General features: G+C 65.3%; 24 protein-coding genes. 19 read left to right on the top strand and 5 right to left on the bottom strand.

The features are described 5' to 3' along the window. Positions 1-43 precede the first annotated feature (43 nt). A complete protein-coding gene (locus LHJ54_RS08755; RefSeq protein WP_228243507.1) occupies positions 44-1,522 on the bottom strand; it encodes an MFS transporter in 1,479 nt (492 codons plus the stop codon). A 172-nt stretch (positions 1,523-1,694) separates the two neighbouring features. On the opposite strand from LHJ54_RS08755, the gene LHJ54_RS08750 reads away from it, so the two are divergent. Genes LHJ54_RS08750 through chrA form a run of 5 tightly spaced genes read left to right on the top strand, consistent with a single transcriptional unit; the run spans position 1,695 to position 6,616 of the window. Beyond that, the gene (locus LHJ54_RS08750; RefSeq protein ID WP_228243506.1) at positions 1,695-2,876 is read left to right on the top strand and encodes an acyl-CoA dehydrogenase family protein; all 1,182 of its coding nucleotides are present in this window, start codon (positions 1,695-1,697) and stop codon (positions 2,874-2,876) included. Between the two features lie 27 nt (positions 2,877-2,903). Further along, positions 2,904-3,269, top strand: a complete 366-nt coding sequence (locus LHJ54_RS08745; RefSeq protein WP_228243505.1) for a hypothetical protein — start codon at positions 2,904-2,906, stop codon at positions 3,267-3,269. Positions 3,270-3,313: 44 nt separating this feature from the next. Continuing rightward, positions 3,314-4,453 carry an acyl-CoA dehydrogenase family protein gene (locus LHJ54_RS08740; RefSeq protein ID WP_228243504.1) on the top strand — a complete coding sequence of 380 codons (1,140 nt, stop codon included), beginning with the start codon at positions 3,314-3,316 and terminating at the stop codon, positions 4,451-4,453. Positions 4,454-4,502: 49 nt separating this feature from the next. Continuing rightward, positions 4,503-5,309 (top strand): SDR family NAD(P)-dependent oxidoreductase, encoded by an 807-nt coding sequence (locus LHJ54_RS08735; protein WP_228243503.1) that lies wholly within the window; start codon positions 4,503-4,505, stop codon positions 5,307-5,309. 53 nt (positions 5,310-5,362) lie between these two features. Then, the gene (gene chrA, locus LHJ54_RS08730) at positions 5,363-6,616 is read left to right on the top strand and encodes a chromate efflux transporter (RefSeq protein WP_373457069.1); all 1,254 of its coding nucleotides are present in this window, start codon (positions 5,363-5,365) and stop codon (positions 6,614-6,616) included. Positions 6,617-6,626: 10 nt separating this feature from the next. Here chrA and gmk read toward each other — a convergent pair whose 3' ends face one another. Genes gmk through LHJ54_RS08715 form a run of 3 tightly spaced genes read right to left on the bottom strand, consistent with a single transcriptional unit; the run spans position 6,627 to position 8,285 of the window. Then, positions 6,627-7,262 (bottom strand): guanylate kinase, encoded by a 636-nt coding sequence (gmk, locus tag LHJ54_RS08725; protein ID WP_228243502.1) that lies wholly within the window; start codon positions 7,260-7,262, stop codon positions 6,627-6,629. A 56-nt stretch (positions 7,263-7,318) separates the two neighbouring features. Continuing rightward, entirely contained in the window at positions 7,319-7,744 is a 426-nt protein-coding gene (locus LHJ54_RS08720) for a hypothetical protein (protein WP_228243501.1), read from the bottom strand. 37 nt (positions 7,745-7,781) lie between these two features. Continuing rightward, on the bottom strand, positions 7,782-8,285 hold the full coding sequence (locus LHJ54_RS08715) for an SspB family protein (RefSeq protein ID WP_228243500.1): 504 nt from the start codon (positions 8,283-8,285) through the stop codon (positions 7,782-7,784). A gap of 85 nt (positions 8,286-8,370) precedes the next feature. On the opposite strand from LHJ54_RS08715, the gene hisB reads away from it, so the two are divergent. The 14 genes from hisB to LHJ54_RS08645 all read left to right on the top strand — a co-directional run bounded on the left by hisB (position 8,371) and on the right by LHJ54_RS08645 (position 18,812). Further along, a complete protein-coding gene (gene hisB / locus LHJ54_RS08710; protein ID WP_228243499.1) occupies positions 8,371-8,964 on the top strand; it encodes an imidazoleglycerol-phosphate dehydratase HisB in 594 nt (197 codons plus the stop codon). After that, entirely contained in the window at positions 8,957-9,589 is a 633-nt protein-coding gene (hisH, locus tag LHJ54_RS08705) for an imidazole glycerol phosphate synthase subunit HisH (RefSeq protein WP_228243498.1), read from the top strand. Before hisB ends, hisH begins: the two co-directional genes overlap by 8 nt. Before the next feature lie 10 nt (positions 9,590-9,599). Further along, positions 9,600-10,331, top strand: coding sequence for a 1-(5-phosphoribosyl)-5-[(5-phosphoribosylamino)methylideneamino]imidazole-4-carboxamide isomerase (hisA, locus tag LHJ54_RS08700; protein WP_228243497.1), 732 nt, complete (start codon positions 9,600-9,602; stop codon positions 10,329-10,331). Next, positions 10,328-11,098, top strand: a complete 771-nt coding sequence (gene hisF, locus LHJ54_RS08695) for an imidazole glycerol phosphate synthase subunit HisF (RefSeq protein ID WP_228243496.1) — start codon at positions 10,328-10,330, stop codon at positions 11,096-11,098. Before hisA ends, hisF begins: the two co-directional genes overlap by 4 nt. Further along, complete coding sequence (locus LHJ54_RS08690; protein WP_228243495.1) at positions 11,091-11,408, top strand: phosphoribosyl-ATP diphosphatase; 318 nt, start codon at positions 11,091-11,093, stop codon at positions 11,406-11,408. The genes hisF and LHJ54_RS08690 overlap by 8 nt, the downstream gene beginning before the upstream one ends. After that, positions 11,408-11,785: a histidine triad nucleotide-binding protein gene (locus LHJ54_RS08685; RefSeq protein WP_228243494.1), complete on the top strand. Its 378-nt coding sequence runs from the start codon at positions 11,408-11,410 to the stop codon at positions 11,783-11,785. Before LHJ54_RS08690 ends, LHJ54_RS08685 begins: the two co-directional genes overlap by 1 nt. Positions 11,786-11,861: 76 nt before the next feature. Next, a complete protein-coding gene (locus LHJ54_RS08680; protein ID WP_228243493.1) occupies positions 11,862-12,350 on the top strand; it encodes a YbgC/FadM family acyl-CoA thioesterase in 489 nt (162 codons plus the stop codon). After that, the gene (gene tolQ, locus LHJ54_RS08675; RefSeq protein WP_228243492.1) at positions 12,347-13,048 is read left to right on the top strand and encodes a protein TolQ; all 702 of its coding nucleotides are present in this window, start codon (positions 12,347-12,349) and stop codon (positions 13,046-13,048) included. Before LHJ54_RS08680 ends, tolQ begins: the two co-directional genes overlap by 4 nt. After that, positions 13,048-13,491 carry a protein TolR gene (tolR, locus tag LHJ54_RS08670; protein ID WP_228243491.1) on the top strand — a complete coding sequence of 148 codons (444 nt, stop codon included), beginning with the start codon at positions 13,048-13,050 and terminating at the stop codon, positions 13,489-13,491. Before tolQ ends, tolR begins: the two co-directional genes overlap by 1 nt. Positions 13,492-13,502: 11 nt before the next feature. Continuing rightward, positions 13,503-14,405: an energy transducer TonB gene (locus tag LHJ54_RS08665; protein WP_228243490.1), complete on the top strand. Its 903-nt coding sequence runs from the start codon at positions 13,503-13,505 to the stop codon at positions 14,403-14,405. After that, entirely contained in the window at positions 14,402-15,817 is a 1,416-nt protein-coding gene (gene tolB, locus LHJ54_RS08660; protein ID WP_228243489.1) for a Tol-Pal system beta propeller repeat protein TolB, read from the top strand. The genes LHJ54_RS08665 and tolB overlap by 4 nt, the downstream gene beginning before the upstream one ends. Before the next feature lie 61 nt (positions 15,818-15,878). Beyond that, positions 15,879-16,397 carry a peptidoglycan-associated lipoprotein Pal gene (pal, locus tag LHJ54_RS08655; protein ID WP_228243488.1) on the top strand — a complete coding sequence of 173 codons (519 nt, stop codon included), beginning with the start codon at positions 15,879-15,881 and terminating at the stop codon, positions 16,395-16,397. Positions 16,398-16,651: 254 nt separating this feature from the next. Then, positions 16,652-17,185 (top strand): J domain-containing protein, encoded by a 534-nt coding sequence (locus LHJ54_RS08650; protein WP_228244338.1) that lies wholly within the window; start codon positions 16,652-16,654, stop codon positions 17,183-17,185. A 289-nt stretch (positions 17,186-17,474) separates the two neighbouring features. Continuing rightward, the gene (locus LHJ54_RS08645) at positions 17,475-18,812 is read left to right on the top strand and encodes a DEAD/DEAH box helicase (RefSeq protein WP_228243487.1); all 1,338 of its coding nucleotides are present in this window, start codon (positions 17,475-17,477) and stop codon (positions 18,810-18,812) included. A gap of 48 nt (positions 18,813-18,860) precedes the next feature. On the opposite strand, the gene LHJ54_RS08640 is transcribed toward LHJ54_RS08645, so the two are convergent. Beyond that, positions 18,861-20,180: a cystathionine gamma-synthase family protein gene (locus LHJ54_RS08640; protein WP_228243486.1), complete on the bottom strand. Its 1,320-nt coding sequence runs from the start codon at positions 20,178-20,180 to the stop codon at positions 18,861-18,863. Positions 20,181-20,317: the final 137 nt, after the last annotated feature.

Genomic DNA, 20,317 nt, shown 5'->3' with positions numbered 1-20,317 from the left:
TGCCCGCTTTGCGCAGGCGTTGCAAGGTGGTCGGGTCGGCGGGTCAGGGCGGAGTGGTGCCGGTGCCGGACGGGGTGCGTGCCGCTTCGGCCAGGACGGCCAGTCGCCGTTCGTGATCCTCCCGTCCGATGGGGAAGCGCGCCAGCCAGTAGGCGGTGATGATCCCCAGGATCAGGGCAGCCGCGCCGTAGATCAGGATCAGCGCCTGCACCACCTCTGCCGGAACGTCGCCCGGGGTCGCGCCCTCGGGCAGACCCGCGCCCGCCAGGATCATGCCGGCGGCAAAGATGCCAATCCCGCCCGCGCACTTCTGGATGAACCAGTTGCCCGCATAAAAAGAACCTTCTGCCCGCCGCCCCGTCCGCTCCTCGAATGCTTCCACGATCTCCGCCACCATGGAGGAGCTTGACAGAAGCGTGATCACCGCCGCCCAGTTCGAGACGAACAGGAAGGAAAATACCAGGGCCGCCGAAGCAACGGTGCCGATGGGCGGCCAGATGCCGAACAGGTAGAGCGCGTAGGGCGTGAGCCAGAAGAACAGCCCGACCAGCGCCAGGGTGGCCGCCGTTCTCGGCTTCCCCCAGCGCCGATGCAGCGGCTGCACAGTCAGGAACACCGCCACCACGCTGGCAAACAGGATCAGCGGGTAGATTGTGAATGTGGCGGGCGAGAAGTTCCACACGAACAGGTAGAGATAGTTAGAGAGGGCGAAAGTGATCCCCTGGCTGACATAGGCGGCGACGCCGCCAGCCGCGAGGATCAGGAACGCCTTTTCCGAGAATGCCTCGCGAATTTCGGAAAAGGCGTGGCTGAGTGAAAAAGGAGGCGGCTTGACAGCAGGCAGGCGCGCGACGTGGCGGTGCAGCATGGCGGCAGAGGTGAGGATGGCAACGGCGATCAGACCCGCCCCGAAGAGCCCGAATTGCTGATACCCGTCTGCTTCCAGCAGCCCGTCGGCCAGAAACACCTGATAGGCCAGCACCAGCATGGCCAATCCGCCGGACCAGGCGAACAGAAAGCGCCAGCGGAACAGGTTTGTGCGTTCGTCATAGTCGCGGGTCAGTTCCGGTACCAGAGCCACGGAAGGCACTTCCACCATCGACAGCAGCAGGCGGACCGTCACCGCGATTGCCAGCAGTCCCCAGAAAGACGGCGCCGCACCCAACGGCGGGGACCAGAGCACCGCCCACATCACCGCCAGCGGCAGTGCGGCGGCATACAGCCACGGCAGGCGGCGGCCCCAGCGGGTGTAGGTGCGGTCCGACAGATTGCCGAGCAGCGGGTCGACACACGCGTCGATCAGCAGGGCCAGCATCAACGCCAGGCTGACGGTGGCCGCTTCCATGCCAAGCACCTGATTGTAGTACAGCAGCAGGAACACGGCAAAACCGTTGTCCTTCACGCCGAACGCGACCGCGCCGACCCCGTTGGCAAGCTTGATCCGGGTGGGCAGTTCGCGGGCGGCGGCAGGCGGCATTGCCGCGCCTTGCGCCCGCCGCGCGCCTGCCACTGGTTGGTCCATCCGAATCCTCTCTGCCGTCGCCGAAGCGTAGGGGTTGCACCATGGCCGTCAATGGTCGGCATCGCGACGCTACGGCATGGCGGGCTGCCGCGTCGGCTCTTGCGAAATCGGCTTGGGCGGGCTTATGCTGACCGCAAAAGGCGCGGTGGCAGCGCCGGAGAGGAGAACCCGAATGTCCGATCTCGACACTTTCCGCAGCGAGACGCGCGCCTGGCTCGAGGCAAACTGCCCGCCGGAAATGCGCGAGCCGGTTCGCAGCGAGGATGACGTGTACTGGGGCGGTCGCAACGCGCAGTTCCAGAGCGAGGCGCAGCGCCAATGGTTCGAGGCGGCGCGGGACAAGGGTTACACCGTGCCGTCCTGGCCCAAGGAATACGGCGGCGCCGGGCTGAACCCCGGCGAAGCCAAGGTGCTGCGCGAGGAGATGCGGCGTATCGGCGCACGGCCGCCGCTGTCGTCTTTCGGCATCTGGATGCTCGGCCCAGCGTTGCTCCACTTTGGCACCGACGCACAGAAGAAGCGGTTCCTTGGGGAGATCGCCCGCGGTGAAATCCGCTGGTGCCAGGGCTATTCCGAACCCGGCAGCGGGTCCGACCTCGTCAGCCTGCAAACCTTCGGAGAGGACCGGGGCGACCACTGGGTCGTCAACGGGCAGAAGGTTTGGACGAGCTATGCCGACAAATGCGACTGGATTTTCTGCCTTGTCCGCACGGACAAGGACAACAAGTACCAGGGCATTACCTTCATGCTGTTCGACATGGAGACCTCCGGCGTTTCTACCAAGCCGATCCGCCTGATCAGCGGCTCCAGCCCGTTCTGCGAAACCTTCATGGACGATGTGAAGGTGCCCAAATCCTATGGCGAGGATATCCCCGCGCAGGTCGGAGAGGTGAACCGCGGCTGGGATGTGGCCAAGTACCTGCTCGGTCACGAACGCGAGATGATCAGCGGCGCGGACAGTGCGGACCGGCTATCCGCGATCGGCGCGGCGATGAAGCGCAAGTCCGGCGAACTCGACCCGCTGCTGCGCGCGGAACTGGCGATGTTCGATGTGGACGCGCTGGCCTATGCCTGCATGGGCGAAAAGTTTCTGGACGAGGTGAAGGTCGGCAAGGCTCATCCCGCACAGCCAAACATGATGAAGTACGCCGGAACCGAGTTGAACAAGCGCCGGCACGAATTGATGATGGCCGCCGGGGGCAGCCGCGCGCTCGAATGGGACAGCGAAGAAACCGCAGGTGGCAAGCCGGCACGCGACTGGCTCCGGACCAAGGCCAATTCAATCGAGGGCGGCACCAGCGAAATCATGCTGAACGTCGTTGCCAAGCGCATCCTGGACCTGCCGGGGGCTTGAGGGGTGTCATCCGCCTTTATCAACCCCATGCCCGCCGCCTTCGTCATGGCGGCCTCGGTCGGAGGCGAAGACAGGGGCGGTGAAACCCGAACTCAGCTGGAATCGCTCTTACTCGAAGGTGAAGAGGTTCTCATCGCTACCGGCGGCAAAGGTGGTGGCGCGCTGTTCACCAATCTGCGCCTGATCCTTGTGGAGAAGGCCGGGATGTTCGAGACACGGGCGCTCATACGTTTCATTCGAGCCGGGGCGATCGACGGAGCGGCGATCGACGCGACAGCGAAGTTGACGCTGCAACTGGTGGGTCAAGGGTTCCTGTCGGCAAACCTCACCTTCGATGGCGAGGTCGACGCGACCAAGTTGGCCCATTGGTGCGCGCAGGCGATGCACAGCTAAGGTTTTGCCCTCCCGCGAGCAGGAGAGGATACAAGGGAGAAGAAATGCCACTCTACCACACTGACGATCAGCAGATGCTGCACGACACCGCCAGCACATTCATGGCGGAAGAAGGCGCGATCGACAAACAGCTGCGGCACTGGCGCGACCGCGATTGCCCCGATGGCTTCGGTCACGCCCTGTGGCAGCAGTTTGCCGAGATGGGCTTTACCGGCATCCTCGTTTCGGAAGAGGATGGCGGCCTTGGCATGGGTCATGTGGAAGCCGGCATCGTGCTGGAGGAGATCGGCCGAAATCTGACCCCCTCCCCGTTTCTCGCCTCTTCCGTGCTGGTCGCGAGCGCACTGAGACACGGCGGCGATGATGTGCGCGGGCGCTGGCTGCCGGGTTTGCTGTCTGGCGAGGCAGTCTATTCCGCAGCCATCGACGAGGGAGCCAAGCACCGGCCCGAACGGATTGCCTGCCGGGCAGAGCGCTCCGGTAACGGCTTTCGCCTGACCGGACAGAAGGATTTCGTGCTGCATGGCGCGAGTGCGGACATGCTGGTGGTGGCCGCGCGCACATCCGGCAGCGATGGCGATGCGGACGGCGTCACCCTGTTCGCTGTGCCCCGGGATGCGGCGAACATGACGCATCAGCCGGTTCGGCTGGTGGACAGTTCGGTGGCTACCCACACGAAGTTTGACGGCGTGGACCTCGATGGCGACGCCGTGATTGGCGAGGTCGATGGCGGCCGCGAGGTGCTGAACGCCATGTTGATGGCCGGCCGCGTCGGCGCGGCTGCGGAAGGTGTCGGTGTCGCCCGCGGCGCGATGGACCGCACGGTCGATTACCTCAAACAGCGCAAGCAGTTCGGCAAATACATCGGCGAATTCCAGGCGTTGCAGCACCGCGCGGCACACCTCTATTCAGAGGTGGAGATTGCCCGCGCCGCCGTTATCAAGGCGGCGCAGCTGCTCGATGGAGGATCCGAACAGGCGGACCTGATGGCGTCGGTCGCAAAGGCGAAGGTCGGCAAGGCAGCCGGTCTCGCCGTCAAGGAAGGTGTGCAGATGCACGGCGGCGTCGGCATGACCGACGAATACGACATCGGCCTTTACATGAAACGCGACCGCGCCCTGGCCGAGTTCCTGGGCGATCAGTATTATCACGCCGGCAGGGTGGCGGAACTGAGCGGATATTGACGATACTTCTCCTCCCCGCAGCGGCGGGAGGAAGATCAAGGAGCCTTTAATGAACCTCACCGACCTGTTCAGCCTCGACGGCCGCGTCGCCCTTGTTACCGGCGGATCGCGCGGGATCGGGCGGATGATCGTGGAAGGCCTGCTCGCCGCCGGGTGCGCGCGCGTTTACATCGTCGCCCGCAAGCAGGAGCAGGTGGAGGAGACCGTCAACGACCTGGGCGACAAGGTCGTCGGTCTGGTCGGCGATCTCAGCCAGATGGATGGCATAGCCCGCCTCGCCGACGAGTTGTCGGCGCGCGAGGACAAGCTCGACCTCCTCGTCAACAACGCCGGCGCCGCCTGGGGCGCGGAGTTCGAGGAATTTCCCGAAGCCGGCTGGGACCGGACAATGGACCTGAACCTCAAGACACCGTTCTTCCTGACGCAGAAGCTTTACCCGCTGCTGAAAGCCGCCGCGAGCGCGGAGCGCCCGGCCAAGGTGCTGATGATCGCGTCCATCGACGGGATGAAGAGCAATCCGTGGGAAACCTACCCGTATCAGGCGTCGAAGGCCGGGCTGATCCACCTGACGCGGCGCATGGCGGCACGCCTGATCCGCGACAACATCGTGGTCAACGGCATTGGTCCCGGCGCGTTTCCCTCGGCCATGAATCGCGCGGCCCGCGACAACGAGGAACTGGTCAGCCGCGGCATCCCGTCGCGCCGCGTTGGCGTCACCGAGGACATGGCGGCCGGCGCGATCTACCTGCTCAGCCGCGCGGGCGACTATGTGGTGGGCACGACGATCCCCATCGACGGCGGCGTGGTGAACGCGAACGTGGGCGCGGGGAACTTCGTCGATCCGTCGGGACGGTAGAAACGAGCAGACTTCAACCGGGGGTTGCAAATGGCTAATAGCTGTTCACAGGCGTGCGCCAGTGGCTCTATGCAGCTAGCAAAGCAAACCCCGGCCGACCTGCGGTGACTAACCAAACGGATCCAATCCCCCCCGAACTTGGCTATGGAACGTTGTTCCTCCGTTTCCTGCGGTTCGGAGTACTGGCTTTCGGTGGGCCGGTAGCGCAGATCGCAATGATCCGTCGTGAACTCGTCGACGAGGAGCAGTGGATCGGGAGCGCAGGATTTAACAAGCTTCTGGCGGTTATGCAGGCCTTGCCCGGTCCCGAAGCGCACGAACTATGCGTCCATCTGGGCATTCGTGCGAAAGGGCGTATCGGAGGCGTTCTGGCCGGCCTCGGCTTTATGCTTCCGGGCTTTGTACTGATGCTCGCGCTTGCTTGGCTTTATACCCGCTTACCGATCGACCATACTCTGCTCGGAGGATTGTTTGTCGGCGTGCAGGCGGCGGTCCTCGCGGTGATTGTTCGGGCTGTGCACCGGATTGGTGAGCATATCCTTCTAGATCCATGGTTGTGGGTCGTCGCCGCTGGTTCGGCGATCACCTCCCTGGTTGGCGTAACTTTCTGGATCGTGCTTCCCACGGCCGGCGTGACCTATGCTCTGATCCAAGGTAGGCGAAAATTATGGGCGCTGGCACTTCTAGGGATCGCCGCCGCTGTGAGTCTCGCAGTGTTCAGTCTTGAAGGCGGGCAACTCGTGACCCCCGTTGGCACCGCCACAACAGTTCCAGCCACAGCCGCAGCTTTGTTCTTCGCCGGCTTAAAAGGCGGCCTGCTTACTTTCGGTGGAGCCTACACCGCCATTCCTTTTGTTCGGGACGACACAGTCGGCCGAGGCTGGCTGAGCGACAATGAGTTTCTTGATGGGCTTGCGTTGTCTGGCGTACTGCCCGCACCGCTCGTCATATTTGTGACGTTCATCGGCTGGGTGAGCGGTGGCTTGGCCGGGGCGCTGGCGATAACCGCTGGAATGTTCCTGCCTGCGTTCGCCTTCTCTCTAGTATTCTACGAACGACTCGAAGGTGTGGCTGATAACAAGCGATTGCAGATGTTCCTCTCCGGTGTGGCGGCCTCTGTAGTCGGGATCATCACCATCACTCTGCTGGACTTGGCTCAGGCGGGCTTGCGCGACACTCCCCACATGGCGACGAGCCTGGCGATTTTCGCGGTCGCTTTGGCGGTAATGTACCGATGGAAAAGCAAGCTGGCCACGCCCGCCGCGATGACCATCGGTGCGCTGGCAGGCGTCTTCGCTCTGAACTGAACAACCCGCCCTACCCCATCAACGTGCGCACGAAATCGACCAGCCCGGTCTGCCGTGCCCGCCGTAGCCGCTCCGCCTTCAGGACGCCGTGCACCGCCTCGAAACAGCGGTCGAGATCGTCGTTGACAACGACGTAGTCATACCCATCCCAGTGGCTGATCTCCGCCTTGGCCCGCGCCATGCGCGCGTCGATCACCGCCGCCGCGTCGGTTCCCCGCTCGCGCAGCCGCTTCTCCAGCGCGGCGATCGATGGCGGCAGGAGAAAGACGCGGACCACATCCACTTCCATTCGCTGATACAGCTGCTGCGTGCCTTGCCAGTCGATGTCGAACAGGAAGTCATGCCCTTCCTTCAGCCCCGCCTTGATGTGCGCCTTGGGCGTGCCGTACAGATGACCGAACACTTCCGCCCATTCCAAAAGTTCGCCGGCATCGACCATGCGGCGGAATTCGGCTTCGGTTATGAAGTGATAATCCCGAGCATCGACTTCCCCGGGTCGCGGCGGGCGGGTGGTCACCGAAACGGACAGGCGGATCTGCGTGTCCTGCGCCAGCAAGCGGCGGGCGATAGTAGTTTTTCCCGCGCCCGAGGGCGACGAGAGAATGAACATCAGCCCGCGGCGATGAAGGGTATCCTGGTTGGCCATGCCCGCTGATGGCGCATGACAGGCGCTATGATCAAGGGGGGCCGGGCCGGAGCCCGCTATTCGGCCATGCTGTCCAGCGTGCGTTCGCCTTCGCGTTCCACGGCGCGGCGACCCTTCTTCTTGGCGCGGCGCCGTTCCAGCAATGCCTTGGCCAGCAATCCGCCGCTTACCAGCACAGCTCCGGGAACCGATCGGGTCGCCACCCGGCTGGCACCGTAAAGCGCCAGCGTGCGGGCAAGCGACTTGTTCTCCACGATCTTCTTGGCCTTGTCCGACCCGTACTCGTTCTGCAGCGCCGCCTTTTGCAGCGTGTGACGCCCCAGTTGCGAAATGCCGCGCATGGCAATGTCGGCGATGAACAGGTTGGTTGCAGGGTTAGGCGACAAGGTCATGAAGCCGGACCCTTTCCGTCCCGGCGGGGCGGCAGCGTTACCCAACGCGCGGCCGGCCTTGTCGGTAATGTGGTCTGGTTTCTTCGCCATAGATCATCCTGCGGTCTGCCGCCGGAAACGCTGGCGGCTATTTCTTGCGGCCAAAATCAACCGTGACGACGTTTGAGCCGTCTTCGACCTTCTCAACGGCGGCGGCAGACCCCGGTTCCCCTTCGTCGTTGACGCCGTCCTCTACTTCCTGGGGTTCCGGGTCGGCGACAACCGCCTGAAAATGCAATCCGAAGTCCACAGCGGGATCAACGAACTGGGTCACGGCGGCGAAGGGGATGACGAGGGTTGAGGGAATCTGGTTGAAGCTGAGGCCAACGGTGAACTGGTCCTCGCTGACCTTCAAATCCCAGAACTTGTTCTGAAGGACGATCGTCATTTCGTCCGGGAACTTCTCGCGCAGGTGCTTGGGGATGGATACGCCGGGCGCCTGCGACTTGAAGGTGATGTAGAAATGATGCGCGCCGGGCAGATGGCCCCCGCTCTGCTCCACCTGCGTAAGGACGCGCCCCACAACCGCGCGCAAGGCTTCCTGCACGATCGTGTCGTAGGGGATCAGGCTGTCACGCGGTTCCTCGCTCATCGAGCGTGTTGGTGGCTTGTCCGGCGGCGGCGGTCAAGCAGGAATGCTTGGCAGGACCGCCGCTTTCGCTATAGCGCGGCTCATCATGCGCAGCGCCACACTGACCCGCGACACGGCGGAAACCAATATCGAGGTGGCCGTCGATCTGGACGGCACCGGCCGATACGACGTTGAAACGGGGATCGGCTTCCTCGACCACATGGTGGAGCAGTTCGCGAAGCACTCGCTGATCGACGTCACTCTCAAGGTCCAGGGCGACCTGCACGTCGATCAGCACCACACGACGGAGGACAGCGCCCTTGCGCTGGGTCAGGCGCTGGCCAAGGCGCTGGGCGACAAGGCGGGTATCGGCCGCTATGGCGAGGCGCATTCCGTCATGGACGAAACGCTGGCACGGGTTGCGCTCGACATTTCGGGACGGCCGTTTCTCGTCTGGAACGCCCGCTTCACCCAGGAAAAGCTTGGCGAGTGGGATACCGAACTGATCGAACACTGGTTCCAGTCGGTCGCGCAGACCGCGGGCATCACCCTGCATGTCGAGGTGCTGTACGGCACCAATAACCACCACATCTGCGAAGCCATCTACAAGGGGTTCGCGCGCGCCATGCGACAGGCGGTGGAACGCGACCCCCGCAAGGGCGGCGCCATTCCATCGACCAAAGGGCAGCTGGGTGGCTGAGGCAGCTTCGCTGGCCCTGATCGATTACGGCGCGGGCAACCTGCGCTCAGTGGCGAACGCGTTGCGGACGGTGGGCGGAACAGTAACCGTAACTTCCGATCCCGATGTGGTGGCGACGGCGGACCGGATTGTGCTGCCCGGAGTGGGCTCATTCGGCGCCTGCGCCGCGGGGCTGCGCGCAGTGCCTGGTCTGCTCGAGGCGCTGGAACGCCGCGTCAGGGCGAACGGCGCGCCGTTTCTGGGAGTTTGCGTCGGGATGCAGCTGCTTGCCACCCGCGGACTTGAACATGGCGAGACACCCGGTCTCGACTGGATCGCAGGCGAGGTGCGGCGGATCGAGCCGGTCGATGGATCGGTAAAGGTGCCGCACATGGGGTGGAACGACGTTGCCCCGATGCCGCATGCAGATGCCGCCCAGCTGATCGCCGGCGGAGAGGCTTACTTCCTTCACTCCTACGCCTTCCATGCCGCGAGGGGCCGCGATGTGGCGGCCATGACCGACCATGGCGGCGGCATCGTGGCCGCGGTGGCGCGGGACAACATCCTGGGCGTACAGTTCCATCCGGAAAAGAGCCAGGCGTACGGCCTTGCCCTCTTGCAACGGTTTCTGGAGTGGCGCCCATGAGGAATGCGGCGTGATCGTTTTTCCCGCCATCGATCTGAAGGATGGTCAGGTCGTGCGCCTAGCCGAAGGCGACATGGACCGCGCGACCATCTATGCCGACGATCCGGCGGAGCAGGCCCGGCGGTTCGCGTATGCCGGGGCGCAGCATCTGCACGTGGTGGACCTGGACGGTGCCTTCGCCGGCGAAAGCCGCAACGCGCAGGCGGTGGAACGGATCGTTGCCGCGTTTCCCGGCCATGTGCAGCTTGGCGGCGGCATCCGCGACACGCGCGCGGTGGAACGGTGGTTCGCGCTGGGCGTGGCGCGCATCGTGATCGGATCGGCTGCGCTGTCCGATCCAGATTTTGTCAAACAGGCAGCGCGCGATTGGCCCGGCGGCATCGTGGTCGCGGTGGACGCGCGCGACGGCATGGTCGCAACGCATGGCTGGGCCGAAGTGTCGGACGTGCCGGTGACGGACCTCGCCCACCGGTTCGAGGACGCAGGGGTTGCCGCGCTGCTGTTCACCGACATCGGGCGGGACGGGCTGCTGACCGGCGTTAACATCGATGCAACCGTCGATCTCGCCCGGCAGGTGGACATTCCGGTCATTGCCAGCGGCGGGGTGAAGGGGCTGGATGACATTCACATCCTGTCGCTGCACACGCGTGACGGGATCGAAGGGGTGATCTGCGGGCGCGCCTTATACGAAGGGCGGCTCGATCTGGCGGCGGCGATCGCGCTTGCAGGGCGCGGCGCATGACCGTCCGCATCCGCGTCATACCCTGCCTCGACGTGGCCGATGGCCGCGTGGTCAAGGGCGTGAACTTCGTCGATCTGAAGGACGCCGGCGACCCGGTGGAACAGGCCCGCGCCTATGACCGGGCGGGTGCCGACGAACTGTGCTTCCTTGACATCAGCGCCACGCACGAAGGGCGCGGCACGTTGCTGGATGTGGTGCAGCGCACCGCCGAGGTGTGCTTCATGCCGCTGACCGTGGGCGGCGGGGTGCGCAGCGTGGCGGATGCCAGAGCCTTGCTGCTGGCGGGCGCGGACAAGGTCGCTGTAAACTCGGCCGCGGTCAGCCGCCCGGAACTGGTGGCGGAAATAGCCGACAGGTTCGGCAGCCAGTGCGTTGTTGCTTCGGTCGATGCGCGGGCCGCGACCAGCGGCGCGCTGCGCGGCTGGGAGGTATTTACCCACGGCGGCCGGCGCGCGACCGGCATCGACGCGGTGGAGCACGCCGTTCGTCTGGCACAAATGGGCGCAGGCGAACTGCTGGTGACGAGCATGGATGGTGACGGAACTATGGCCGGCTACGATCTCGATCTTATCCGCGCCATCGCGGACGCGGTGCCGGTGCCGGTGGTCGCCAGCGGAGGGGTCGGCACGCTGGAGCACCTGGTAGAAGGCGTGGCGAAAGGTCATGCCAGCGCAGTGCTGGCGGCATCCATCTTCCATTTCGGCCGGCACACGATCGCAGAGGCTCATGCGGCATTGCGGGCAGCGGGACTTCCAGCGCGTGGCTGATACGCTCGCCCGCTTGCAGCAGGTCATCGCCGCGCGCCGGTCCGCCGACCCGCAGGCGAGCTATGTCGCGCAGCTTTACCAGCGCGGCGTTCCCGTCATCGCGCGCAAGCTGGGCGAGGAAGCGGTGGAGACGGTTGTGGCCGCCCTTGCCGGCTCGCCGGACGACCTGACCGCAGAGGCGGCGGACCTTCTGTTTCACCTGCTGGTGCTGCTGGACGCCAGGGGTGTTGCGCTGGGAAGTGTCCTCGCAGAACTGGGCCGCCGTGAGGGCGTCTCGGGCATCGCAGAGAAAGCAGGAAGGAGCGCGTAATGCCGATCGACGCAACGCAGGCCTATGACGACGGCAACATCTTTGCCAAGATCCTGCGCGGCGAGATCCCTTCGACCAAGGTGTACGAGGATGAATGGGCCTGCGCGTTCGAGGACATTAACCCGCAGGCCGCGGTGCACACGCTGGTCGTCCCCAAAGGACGCTATGTGTCATGGGATGACTTTTCCGCCAGCGCATCCGCCGAGGAGATCGCCGGCTTCGTCCGGGCGGTCGGCACCGTCGCGCGTGAAAAGGGGTTGGTGGAGCCGGGCTACCGTCTCCTCGCGAACACCGGCGGTCATGCCGGACAGGAAGTACCCCACCTGCACGTCCACATCTTTGGCGGCGAGCCGCTTGGCCGGATGATCGGCGGTTGACCCGTGGGCGGTACGCCTTGGAAGCATCCGATGCTTGCCCGTTAACCTTCCGCTCGTCTATGTCGCGTGTCCAGGCATGAAGCATCCCCCTTCATCACCAGCGCCCAACCGTCCCGATGGCGTCATTGACGGCGACCGGCACCTTTATGCCGTGCGCGTCTATTACGAAGACACGGACCTGTCCGGGATTACCTATCACGCCAATTACCTGCGCTGGTTCGAACGGGCGCGGTCCGATCTGCTGCGCCGCCTGGGCATAGATCAGCGGGCCGCGATCGAGGCGGGCGAAGGCGCTTGGGCGGTGGCCGACCTTCACCTGCGCTACGTCAGTCCGGCACGCCTTGACGATGACCTGATCATCACTACCCGCTGCACCGAACTGGGGGCGGCAAGTTGCCGCATGGCGCAGGCTGTGTGGCGGGGGCAGACACTTTGCGCCGAAGCCGCCTTGCGGGTGGGCTTCATCTCTCCCGACGGACGTCCGCGGCGACAGCCAGCCGCCTGGCGCGAACGGTTCGCCGATTTCATCAACTCCGCAGTAAACGAGGCCATCGACGCCACATGACATCCCTGTTCCTGACTGTTGCCCCGCCGACCCGGCTTGATCCCGTGGAACTGTTCCTGATGGCCGACATCGTCGTGCAGGCGGTGATGATCGGACTGATCCTCGCCAGCATCTGGGTGTGGGCCATCATCATCTCCTTCATCCTGCGGATGAACCGCCTGCGCTCCAGCACCCGCCGGTTCGAGGAAGCGTTCTGGCGGTCCGACGATTACGAGGCGCTTATGTCAGGCAAGCGCAAACGCGACCTGCCCAGCGCGCGGGTCGTCGACGCGGCGGTGGCCGAATGGCGCCGGTCGACCAAGTCGCAGCCAATCGACCGCGACGGGACGCGCGAACGCGTTGCGGGCGCCATGGACAACCAGATTGCCGAGGAAGCGGACAGCCTTTCGGAACGGCTGTCGTTCCTCGCCACCGTCGGCGCGGTGGCCCCGTTCGTGGGGCTGTTCGGCACCGTGTGGGGGATCATGAACAGCTTTTTCCAGATCGGGGCGCAGGAATCGTCTTCGCTCGCCGTGGTGGCGCCGGGCATCTCGGAAGCCTTGTTCGCCACGGCCATCGGGTTGTTCGCGGCCATTCCCGCGGTGATCGCCTACAACCGCTTCTCCGATCAGGTGAACCGGTTCGAGGCGCGCCTGCAACGCTTTGCCGGGCGGTTCCATGCCAGCCTCAGCCGCGAGCTGGAAAAGGTGCCCGCCTGATGGCGATGCAGCTTGGCGGTGGCAAGCGGGGCCGGCGTGGCCGAGCGCCGATGGCCGACATAAACGTGACCCCGTTCGTGGACGTCATGCTGGTGCTGCTGATTATCTTCATGGTCACGGCGCCGCTGCTGACGGCGGGGGTGCCGGTCGACCTTCCCGACAGCCGCGCCAACGCCTTGCCAACCGAACGGGATCAGGTGACGATTTCGATGCTTGCGGACGGCAGCGTCTATCTCGATGAAGAGCCGCTGACGAACGAACAACTTGCTGCGCGGCTCGTCGCCATCGCACCCGCCGCAGATAGTGGCGAGGGTCCGTCGGTGACACTGCGTGCCGACCGCAGCCTGCCTTACGGCAACGTCATGGCGGTAATGGGCGAATTGAACCGGGCGGGCCTCAATTCCATTTCGCTAGTCACCAACAGTTCAGTGACCGCGCCATAACCCGGCTAATCATGGCAAGCCACGCTGTATCCTCGCCTGCGACCCAGCCCCGCCGGGAAGAGCGGATCGGTCTTGGCATTGCTATCGCCGCGCACGTGGCACTGGCCGCTTTTCTGGTCAGCCGCGAGGCACCTGCGCCGGTCGCGCCGCAGGAAGAACGCATGGTGGTGAACCTGTCGCAGGACGTTGGCCTGGCCGATACCGCGCCGGTGCCGGTCCCCGCCAGCCGCGCCGCCGTTGCGCCGCAATTATCGCAGGAAACCACCGCGCCGCCCGAACCTGAGGTCACCCCGCCCCTGCCGCCCATACAGCAGCCGGTTGAACGGCCGCAGCCCGTGGCCAGTCCCCCACCACGCCCCGCACCCGCGCCGCAGCCGCGCGCGACTGCCCAGCCCCCGCAGCCACGGGCCACTCCCCAGCCCGCACAACCCGCGCCGCAGCCGCGCCAGACCAGCGCGCCGGCACCCCGTCCGACCGCTGCTGCGCAGCCCGCCCCGCAACAGCGGCAGGCAGCAAGCCGGATCGGGAGCGATTTTCTTGCCGGGGCGGGCAGCGCGGACACGCAGGAGACCCGCGCGCCCGCCAGCGCGATCGGCGCGCGAACGCAGGCGTCGATAACTTCCGCCATCATCCGGCAACTCAAACCGCACTGGAATGCGCCGTCGGGCGTGGATGCCGACCGGCTGGTGACGGTGCTGTCATTCCGGCTGAACCGCGACGGCTCTCTTGCGGGAACGCCGCGGGTGGTCAGCCAGTCCGGGATCACCGACGCCAATTCGCCGCAGAAGGCGCTGCACGCCGAACGCGCCATCCGCGCGGTTCAGCTTGCCGCGCCGTTCAACCTACCCGAAGAGTACTACGCCGCCTGGAGCAACGTTTCCAGTGCCCGCTTCGACAGGAGCCTATCGCAATGAAACTGATTTCACGCTTCACCCTTTTCGCCGGAGTCGCCCTGTGGTGCGCGGTGCCCGCCGCGGCGCAGGACCTCGGCGCCCCGCCTCCGCCAGACGGGAACGTGACGCAGGTACCGGTCCAGGGTTCGAACAACCAGCCTGCCGACGGGCTGAGTTTCACAGTCACCGACGAAAGCGAATGGCAGGATATGTCCATTGCCATTCCCGCATTTGCCACCGACCGGGATCAGCCGACACCCGCCAACGCGCAAGGCACCGCCGCGCTTGGCCGGGCGGTGGGTGATGTGATCTACAACAACCTCAGAAACAACGGCCTTTTTCGGCCGGTCGGGCCAGATTCGCTGCCGCAGACCGGCTATGCGCAAGTCACCGCACCCACGTTCACCGGGTGGACCCAGCGCGGCACCGAAATGCTGGTGCAGGGGTTTGTCCGGGCGGGCGCGGACAACCGGCTGACCATCGGCTGCTACCTTTATGACGTGTCGCTGCGGCAGGAAATCGCACGCGACGGCTGGGTGGTCGAACCGTCGGAATGGCGGCGGGCGGCGCACAAGTGCGCGGATATGGTCTATTCCCGCCTGACCGGCGAGACGCCGTTCTTCGACAGCCGGATTGCGTACATCGCGGAAACCGGACCGAAGGACCGGCGGGTCAAGCGGCTCGCCATCATGGATTCGGACGGGGCGAACCACCGGTTCATCACCAACGGCCAGTCAACCGCGCTGACCCCGCGCTATTCCCCCGACTATTCCAAGCTGCTCTACCTGTCTTACGTGGATGGCAACCCGCGCATCTATGTCTATGATATCGGCACGGGCCGACAGCGGCTAGTCGCAGAAACCGCCGGCGCCACCATTGCGCCCCGCTGGTCGCCGGATGGGCGCTATATCCTTTATTCGATGGCTCTGGGGGGCAATACGGACATTTACCGGGTCCCCGCAGCGGGCGGCACGCCGCAACGGTTGACCGATACGCCGGGCATCGACATCGGCGGCTCCTATTCCCCCGATGGTCGACAGATCGTGTTCGAAAGCGACCGTTCCGGCACCCAGCAGCTTTACATCATGAACGCGGATGGTTCGAACCAGCGTCGCCTGTCTTTCTTCGGCGGCCGGGCCGCAACGCCGGAATGGAGCCCGCGCGGAGACCAGATCGCATTCACCCACATCACCGGCAACTTCCGCATCGCCACCATTACGCCCGATGGCCGAAACCTGCGCCATCTGACCAATTCATGGCAGGACGAGGCGCCCACATGGGCACCAAACGGGCGGATCATCCAATTCTTCCGCACCGAACGCGGATCGGGCCGGACCGGGTTATGGCAAGTTGATCTGACCGGCCGGAACGAGCGCCGCCTGCCCACCCCGGTCGACGCGTCCGACCCAGCGTGGGGACCGATTTTGCCGTAAGCGGCGTTACAAGATACGATGGTTTCTCATCAATGACGTGAACAGGGAAAGGACCACACGCATGAAGATAACCCACGCCGCAACGGCGCTTGCCGTCACCACGCTTGTCCTGGCTGGTTGCCGGAGCCGCGCGCCCGAAGAACTGCCGCCGACCCCCGTCGCCCCGAGCCAGACTACGTCGCCCTCCACCGGTACCGGCGGCGGAGCCGCACAGCCCGGCACTCAGGCTCACTTCGAACAGTCGGTCAACGGTCAGAACATCATCTACTTCGACACGGACCAGTACAATATCGACGCCACCGACCAGGCTGCCCTGCGCACACAGGCTCAGTATCTGCAGCAGTATCCCAACATCCGCGTCACCGTTGAAGGGCACGCGGACGAACGCGGCACACGCGAATACAACCTTGCACTTGGCGAACGCCGGGCAAACGCAGCCAGGAACTACCTCGTCAGCCTGGGTATTCCCGCGAACCGCATCACCACTGTCAGCTATGGCAAGGAACGCCCCGTGGCGCTCGGCTCCAACGAAAGCGCCTGGGCGCAGAACCGCCGCGCGGTGACGGTGGTGGTCAACTAGTCCTTTGCGCCCTCTGTCGCACCCCGTGGCGGCAGCAGCAGTTCCGTAGCTGGCAAAACGCAGGCAATCCCGCGACTGCGTTATCCCGCGTCGCTGGCCGGCATGCGCCAGCTACGGTTTTGCAGGGTAGAGTTTTACAGGGTACGGTTTTGCAGGGTACGGCTTTGCAAGCCGTGATCCAGCGACCCGGCATCGCGGGTCTGGTATCTTTGCCGAACCGCTTCTATCTTCGCCCCTTCCATGTCCCAGACGATATCGCCATGACCCGCCGCTCACTTGATTGGGGTTTTCCCCGGTGGCGGGCTTACGGCGGCGCGCGCGAAGCGGCGCAGGTTCGTCTGTGCGACCGCCACGGCTGCGACGCGCCGGGCGACTGCCCCGCCCCCAAGGCACCGAACAGCCGCGAACGCTGGATGTTCTGCCAACGTCATGCGGCCGAATACAACAGCGGCTGGGACTACTTTGCGGGGCTAGACAAGGCCGAACGGGGCGAGCGCGCGGGCGCGGAACGGCGGGAAAACAGCGGATATGCCGAGGCGCAGCATTATGGCTGGGGTGCGAGCGGGGATGGCAGCCGGTCGGCGGACGAGATGCGCGCATTGAACGTGCTGGAACTGGAAGCCGACGCGGACTTCGCGGCCGTGAAACGGGCCTGGCGGGAAAAGGCGAAAGCGGTGCACCCCGACGTGCGACCCGGCGACAAGGCGGCAGCAGCCGAGTTCCAGAAGCTTCACCTCGCGTATGAGGTGCTGAAGGCGGCGGAGGATCGGCGGGTCTGGCGGGGCTGAGGCACCACCGGCCTGCTCTCCTCCACTGGTAATCCAAGCCGCGTCGGTAAGGCGAGTTGGCCCCCGCCTCCTGACTGGCCACGCCAGAACCGCATTGACATTCCACATCATACGGCCCACATGGCGGCGCAACGGGACGCTATTCGCAGCGTGAACATGCGGCCAGGTGCCGCGGCTGCGCCCCGTTCTTCCAAGAGCTTCCCTTTTCACGCGGGTCGTTCCGAACCCGCTGCCAGCGTGCGTTTGGAAACGTGCGCTGTTGCCGCACATGAAAGCGATACAGACACTTATGACATTCACCGATCTCGGGCTGTCGCAGCCCATCCTCCAGGCGCTCGAGCAGAAGGGCTACGACACGCCAACCCCTATACAGGCGCAGGCGATACCGCTGGTGCTGCAAGGCCGCGACCTGCTGGGCATTGCTCAGACGGGCACCGGCAAGACGGCGGCGTTCATGCTGCCTTCCATCGACCGGTTGCGCCGGTCCGAACAGGGCGCGCCGCGCCGCTCTTGCCGGATGCTGGTGCTGGCCCCCACCCGCGAACTGGCGGGGCAGATCGCCGATGCGGCACGCGATTACGGTGCCCTGTCCGGCCTGTCGACTCAGAGCATCGTCGGCGGCACATCCGTCGGCAAGGACCGGCAGAAGATGGCTCGCGGTTCCGACATTCTGGTGGCGACGCCGGGGCGACTGGTCGACATGCTCGACCAGAAGGCGATGACGCTGGACCGGACCGAAATCCTCGTCCTCGACGAGGCGGACCAGATGCTCGACCTGGGCTTCATCCACGCCCTGCGGCACATCGTCGCCCTGCTCCCGAAGGAGCGACAAACGCTGCTGTTCTCGGCCACCATGCCCAAGGCGATCAAGGAACTGGCGGCCAAGTTCCTGAAAAACCCGGCACAGGTATCCGTCACTCCGGCGGCGACCACGGCCGAGCGGGTCAGCCAGTATGTCTGCCATGTGAGCCAGCCCGAAAAGCAGGCTCTGCTGACGGTCAGCCTGCAAAAGGGGCTGGAAAGCCGCGAGATCGACCGCGCGCTGGTGTTCACCCGCACCAAGCACGGGGCCGACCGCGTGGTCCGCAACCTGGACAAGGCCGGCATTCGCGCCAATGCCATTCACGGCAACAAGAGCCAGCCGCAGCGCGAACGCGCGCTTGACGAGTTCCGTCAGGGCCGGGTCCGCGTGCTGGTGGCGACCGACATCGCCGCGCGCGGGATCGACATTCCGGGCGTCAGCCACGTGTTCAACTTCGAGCTGCCTAATGTGGCCGAACAGTATGTTCACCGCATCGGCCGGACAGCGCGTGCGGGTGCGGAAGGGATGGCCATCGCCTTCTGCGCGCCGGACGAGCGGGATTACCTGCGCGGCATCGAGCGGCTGACACGCCAGACGCTGCAGCCGATCCCGCTGCCGCCCTCCTTCCGCGCCGAAGTGGAGCGGCTGGGTACGACGCCTGCCGAATCTAACCGGCAGGAACACCGTCGTCCGCAGCCAAGGAAGCAGGTGGAGGCGAAGCCGGCGCCGAACCGGGGCGCCCGCCCGCCGCAAGGCGGCGAACGCAGCGGCGCGCGTCGCGGCGGTGGCCGACGGACAAGCGGCGGCGCACGGGCGGCGCGTTAACTGCCCGTCCACCACCCCCTCCCAGAAGCGGGAGGGGGCAACACTCAACTATACCTGCGCCAGCGCCTGCTCGAAATCTGCGATCAGGTCGTCCGCGTCCTCGATCCCCACGCTGATCCGTACCAGGTTGTCGGCAATCCCCAGTTCCGTCCGCCGCCCCTGAGGCACGGACAGGTGCGTCATCGACGCCGGATGGCTTGCCAAGGTCTCGGTGCCGCCCAGGCTCACCGCCAGCTTGGCGACTTTCAGCGCGTCGAGGAAGCGGAAGCATTCTTCCTCGCCGCCGCGCAGGAACACGGAGAAGGTCGAGCCGGCGCCAAGGCAGTGGCGGTCGTAGATGTCCTTCTGCCGCGGGTCGCTGATGAAGCCGAGGTAGCCCAATCCCTCCACCTTGGGATGCCCGCGCAGGTATTCGCACACCTTGGCGGCGTTCTCGCCCGCGCGTGTCATGCGCAATTCCACCGTCTCGAGACTGCGCAGCAGCATCCAGGCTGTATTCGGATCGGCAATGCCGCCCATCGTGTTGCGCAAGGAGCGGACCGGGTTCATCCACTTCTTAGCGCCCGCAACGCTGCCCGCCACGAGGTCGCTGTGACCGCCGACGTACTTCGTCAGTGAATAGGCGACGATGTCGGCGCCATGCTCCAGCGGCCGTTGCCACAGTGGTCCCAGGAACGTGTTGTCGATCGCGATCGGCGGGCCGTCCGCACCGAAAGCCGCGTCGCGCGCATCGCGCACCGCCTGCACATCGACCAGCGCGTTGGTCGGGTTGCCCGGGGATTCAAGATAGATCATCGCCACCTTGCCGCCCTGCTCCGCAGCCATCTCGGCGGCGCGGGCAAGGATGTTGTCGAGTTCGTCGCGGGTCGCTCCAGCGGGGAAATCGATGTAGGTGACGCCGAACCGGCTCAGCGTCTTGGCGACGAAGCCTTCCGACGCGGCATACAGCGGCCCGGAATGGACGATCACGTCCCCGGCCGAACAGTACGCCATCATCAGGATGCAGATCGCGGTCATCCCGGACGAGAAGCACAGCGCATCCTCCGCCCCATCCCAGATGGCAAGCCGGTCCTCCAGGATCTCCTGGTTGGGCCCGTTGAAGCGCGAATAGACCAGACCTTCCGCCCCGCCTTCGCGGATGCCGGTGATGCCTTCGAAATGCCGCTTGCCCGCCGCCGCGCTTTCGAAGGCGAAGGTGGAGGTGAGGAAGATCGGCGGCTTCAGCGACCCTTCCGACAGAACGGGGTCGTATCCGTATCCCATCATCAGCGTCGCCGGTTTCAGCGCGCGGCCGTTCAGTGTTGTCACCTCCGCCTTGGGCTTGCGCCGCGGGGTGGGCTGGGTTGCGGCATCAACTGCGTCGGTCATGGATGTTCCTTCCTTGGTGTGGCGCCCCCAGGAAGGCGGGAGCTGGGTATCGGCTGCCGGCGGCGCTGGCGGACCTAACCTCCGCAGGTCCGCATCTCCGCCGGCGCGTGTTGCCGTGACGCCTACAGCGGGCTTAC

It is taken from the genome of Porphyrobacter sp. GA68, from assembly GCF_022605525.1.
Taxonomy (GTDB): Bacteria; Pseudomonadota; Alphaproteobacteria; order Sphingomonadales; family Sphingomonadaceae; genus Qipengyuania_B.
This window is presented reverse-complemented; position numbering and strand designations above follow the sequence as displayed.

Coding starts and splice junctions, on each gene's coding strand:
- tolR (WP_228243491.1), top strand. CDS start 13,048: ATGGCGATGCAGCTTGGCGGTGGCAAGCGGGGCCGGCGTGGCCGAGCG.
- tolQ (WP_228243492.1), top strand. CDS start 12,347: ATGACATCCCTGTTCCTGACTGTTGCCCCGCCGACCCGGCTTGATCCC.
- LHJ54_RS08645 (WP_228243487.1), top strand. CDS start 17,475: ATGACATTCACCGATCTCGGGCTGTCGCAGCCCATCCTCCAGGCGCTC.
- LHJ54_RS08745 (WP_228243505.1), top strand. CDS start 2,904: ATGCCCGCCGCCTTCGTCATGGCGGCCTCGGTCGGAGGCGAAGACAGG.
- LHJ54_RS08735 (WP_228243503.1), top strand. CDS start 4,503: ATGAACCTCACCGACCTGTTCAGCCTCGACGGCCGCGTCGCCCTTGTT.
- pal (WP_228243488.1), top strand. CDS start 15,879: ATGAAGATAACCCACGCCGCAACGGCGCTTGCCGTCACCACGCTTGTC.
- gmk (WP_228243502.1), bottom strand. CDS start 7,262: ATGGCCAACCAGGATACCCTTCATCGCCGCGGGCTGATGTTCATTCTC.
- LHJ54_RS08720 (WP_228243501.1), bottom strand. CDS start 7,744: ATGGCGAAGAAACCAGACCACATTACCGACAAGGCCGGCCGCGCGTTG.
- LHJ54_RS08680 (WP_228243493.1), top strand. CDS start 11,862: ATGAAGCATCCCCCTTCATCACCAGCGCCCAACCGTCCCGATGGCGTC.
- LHJ54_RS08750 (WP_228243506.1), top strand. CDS start 1,695: ATGTCCGATCTCGACACTTTCCGCAGCGAGACGCGCGCCTGGCTCGAG.
- LHJ54_RS08640 (WP_228243486.1), bottom strand. CDS start 20,180: ATGACCGACGCAGTTGATGCCGCAACCCAGCCCACCCCGCGGCGCAAG.
- hisF (WP_228243496.1), top strand. CDS start 10,328: ATGACCGTCCGCATCCGCGTCATACCCTGCCTCGACGTGGCCGATGGC.
- LHJ54_RS08740 (WP_228243504.1), top strand. CDS start 3,314: ATGCCACTCTACCACACTGACGATCAGCAGATGCTGCACGACACCGCC.
- tolB (WP_228243489.1), top strand. CDS start 14,402: ATGAAACTGATTTCACGCTTCACCCTTTTCGCCGGAGTCGCCCTGTGG.
- LHJ54_RS08665 (WP_228243490.1), top strand. CDS start 13,503: ATGGCAAGCCACGCTGTATCCTCGCCTGCGACCCAGCCCCGCCGGGAA.
- hisB (WP_228243499.1), top strand. CDS start 8,371: ATGCGCAGCGCCACACTGACCCGCGACACGGCGGAAACCAATATCGAG.
- LHJ54_RS08755 (WP_228243507.1), bottom strand. CDS start 1,522: ATGGACCAACCAGTGGCAGGCGCGCGGCGGGCGCAAGGCGCGGCAATG.
- LHJ54_RS08685 (WP_228243494.1), top strand. CDS start 11,408: ATGCCGATCGACGCAACGCAGGCCTATGACGACGGCAACATCTTTGCC.
- LHJ54_RS08715 (WP_228243500.1), bottom strand. CDS start 8,285: ATGAGCGAGGAACCGCGTGACAGCCTGATCCCCTACGACACGATCGTG.